Consider the following 3,063-nt stretch of genomic DNA (forward strand, 5'->3'; position numbering starts at 1 on the left):
GGCATTACGTATGTCGGTCCGAGCAGGCAAGATGGGCGGCAGAGCAGTACATCCGCCGGACGTGAGGCGTTCACCCCCGCATCGCCGGGGCGATCAAGGTCGGCAACGCGTACGAAACGCTGTTGTGGTGTGATGCTCAGGTGCCCGACCGCCTCCTGCGGGACACGGAGACAGGCGGCCTGACCAGCAAGGATGGGGAAGCGGAAGATGGACAAGCAGCAGGAGTTCGTGCTCCGGACCTTGGAGGAGCGCGACATCCGGTTCGTACGCCTGTGGTTCACGGACGTGCTGGGCTTCCTCAAGTCCGTGGCCGTGGCCCCGGCGGAACTGGAACAGGCCTTCGACGAGGGCATCGGCTTCGACGGCTCCGCCATCGAGGGATTCGCTCGCGTATACGAGTCCGACATGATCGCCAAGCCGGACCCGTCGACCTTCCAGATCCTGCCCTGGCGCGCCGAGGCCCCCGGCACGGCCCGGATGTTCTGCGACATCCTGATGCCCGACGGCAGCCCGTCCTTCGCGGACCCCCGGTACGTCCTCAAGCGCGCCCTGGCCCGCACCTCCGACCTGGGCTTCACCTTCTACACCCACCCGGAGATCGAGTTCTTCCTGCTGAAGGACCGCCCGCTGGACGGCTCGCGCCCCACCCCGGCCGACAACTCCGGCTACTTCGACCACACCCCCCAGAACATCGGCATGGACTTCCGCCGCCAGGCGATCACCATGCTGGAGTCGATGGGCATCTCGGTCGAGTTCTCCCACCACGAGGGCGCCCCCGGCCAGCAGGAGATCGACCTGCGCTACGCGGACGCGCTGTCCACGGCCGACAACATCATGACGTTCCGCCTGGTCATGAAGCAGGTGGCGCTGGAACAGGGCGTCCAGGCGACGTTCATGCCGAAGCCGTTCTCGGAGCACCCGGGCAGCGGCATGCACACGCACCTCTCCCTCTTCGAGGGCGACCGGAACGCGTTCTACGAGTCCGGCTCGGAGTACCAGCTCTCCAAGGTCGGCCGTTCCTTCATCGCGGGCCTGCTCAAGCACGCGGCGGAGATCTCCGCGGTCACCAACCAGTGGGTCAACTCCTACAAGCGCATCTGGGGCGGCACCGAGCGCACCGCGGGCGCCGGCGGCGAGGCCCCCTCCTACATCTGCTGGGGCCACAACAACCGCTCCGCCCTGGTCCGGGTGCCGATGTACAAGCCCGGCAAGACCGGCTCGGCCCGCATCGAGGTCCGCTCCCTCGACTCCGGCGCCAACCCCTACCTCGCCTACGCCCTCCTCCTGGCCGCCGGCCTGAAGGGCATCGAGGAGGGCTACGAGCTCCCGCCGGGCGCCGAGGACGACGTCTGGGCCCTGTCCAACTCCGAGCGCCGCGCCATGGGCATCGAGCCCCTGCCCCAGAACCTGGGCGAGGCCCTCACCCTGATGGAACGCAGCGACCTGGTCGCCGAGACCCTGGGCGAGCACGTCTTCGACTTCTTCCTGCGCAACAAGCGGCAGGAGTGGGAGGAGTACCGCAGCGAGGTCACGGCCTTCGAGCTGCGGAAGAACCTGCCGGTTTTGTAGGCGGGACCGCGAGTCTTCCGCCCGGTCGGGCGGGCATCCGGGCCGACGGCGTGCTGCCGTCGGCCCGTAGGTGACACGGATACCGGCGAGGCGGATCGCCATGGCGCTGGGCGCCGGCGCCGCCGTCTGCGCACTGAGTCTCGGCAGCGCGGGTCTGGCCGACGCCAAGATGCAGCCGGTCGACACCCAGTGCACCAACAACAGAGGCCAACAGCCCGGTGGTCAGCAGCCGACCTGCACCGGCAACGGACTCACCCAGCAGACCGAGAACCAGAACCCCGCGGGCCACGAACACCAGTACACGATCGCCGCGGTTTCCGTGCCGCCCCGCTAGTCCTGCCGTCCCGCCTGCTCCGCCAGCACCCGGTGCAGCGGCTCGGTCTCGCGGCGCTTGTACTCCTGGATCGCCCAGCCGTTGCCGTCCGGGTCCTTGAAGTACATGAAGGTGGCGCCGTCCTGCGGGGCGAACTGGACCGGTTCGCTGACGTCCAGGCCGCGGGAGGTGAGCTCCTCGTAGGCCGCCTTCGCGTCCGTCACGCACAGCTGCATCCCGTGGTACGTCCCGGGCCGCGGAGCGCCGGTCGGGATCTGGAGGCCGTCCACCAGGGCGATGGAACAGCCCGAGCCGGGCGGCGTCAGCTGGCAGATGCGGACGCCCTCCATCACCTCGCCGTCCAGGTCCACGTGGAAGCCGACCTTGTCGCGGTAGAACTCCTTGGCCCGGTCCACGTCCGAGACCGGCAGCATGATCACTTCGAGGCTCATGTCCATGGCGTGACTCCCTTGTCGACGTCTGTACAGAGGGCCGCTCTCAGAAGCGCCACCGCGTCTGGCTGAACGGCTGTCCCTTACCGAAGCCGAAAACCGTGCGCGGCGCCACCGCATATACGACGGCGTGTCCCGGCCCGTGGTGGAAGTAGCCGTCTCGCACCTCGAAGTGCCAGAAGTCCCCGTACTTGGCCTCCCACGCGGCGGCCAGCTCGCGCAGCCTCACGTCGTCGCTGACCCGCACCGCCTCGCCCTCCACCACCAGGTCGTAGCCCTTGTCCCAGATGTTGGTGCCGGTGGTCAGGGTCACGTGCGGGTTGTGCGCGAGGTTCTTCGCCTTGCGCTCCTCGGGGCCGGTGCAGAAGTGCAGTGCCCCGTGGGCCCACACGGCCGGCAACGGCGTGACGTGCGGTCGCCCGTCCGGCCGTACCGTCGAGATCCAGAACAGCTCGGCGGAGGCCAGCAGCGACTCGGCGTCCACCCAGGAGTGCGCCGTCGCGTCGGGGTCGCTGTAGCGGGGGTCGAGGTGGGTCTCGGGTTCCTTCTCGGTCATCACGGAGCCTCCGGCTCGGGGAACACCCGGGCCACCGCGGCGGTCCGGCTCGACACCCCCCAGTCTGCCGAAGGGACCGCCCGAATGCGGCCGGGGCCGCCGATCCGCTCCGCGCCGCAGCCACGAACCCCGGTCGCGGCACGGAGCCCGCCTGCCCCGTGGCGGATCCGGCC

4 protein-coding genes are annotated in these 3,063 nt (G+C 69.4%); 2 read left to right on the top strand and 2 right to left on the bottom strand.

The features are described from left to right. Window positions 1–207: 207 nt before the first annotated feature. Together glnA and EHS43_RS41330 are read left to right on the top strand one after the other, a co-directional pair. Window positions 208–1,569, top strand: a complete 1,362-nt coding sequence (gene glnA / locus EHS43_RS41325; protein ID WP_125195647.1) for a type I glutamate--ammonia ligase — start codon at window positions 208–210, stop codon at window positions 1,567–1,569. Between the two features lie 100 nt (window positions 1,570–1,669). Continuing rightward, on the top strand, window positions 1,670–1,903 hold the full coding sequence (locus tag EHS43_RS41330) for a hypothetical protein (RefSeq protein WP_260470952.1): 234 nt from the start codon (window positions 1,670–1,672) through the stop codon (window positions 1,901–1,903). Here the strand turns inward: EHS43_RS41330 and EHS43_RS41335 are convergent. Together EHS43_RS41335 and EHS43_RS41340 are read right to left on the bottom strand one after the other, a co-directional pair. Beyond that, the gene (locus EHS43_RS41335; protein WP_125195649.1) at window positions 1,900–2,340 is read right to left on the bottom strand and encodes a VOC family protein; all 441 of its coding nucleotides are present in this window, start codon (window positions 2,338–2,340) and stop codon (window positions 1,900–1,902) included. The two genes, EHS43_RS41330 and EHS43_RS41335, sit on opposite strands and share 4 nt — an antisense overlap. Before the next feature lie 40 nt (window positions 2,341–2,380). Next, a complete protein-coding gene (locus tag EHS43_RS41340; RefSeq protein ID WP_125195650.1) occupies window positions 2,381–2,890 on the bottom strand; it encodes a pyridoxamine 5'-phosphate oxidase family protein in 510 nt (169 codons plus the stop codon). Between the last annotated feature and the right edge of the window lie 173 nt (window positions 2,891–3,063).

The sequence above is a fragment of the Streptomyces sp. RP5T genome (assembly GCF_003933965.1).
GTDB lineage: Bacteria > Actinomycetota > Actinomycetes > Streptomycetales > Streptomycetaceae > Streptomyces.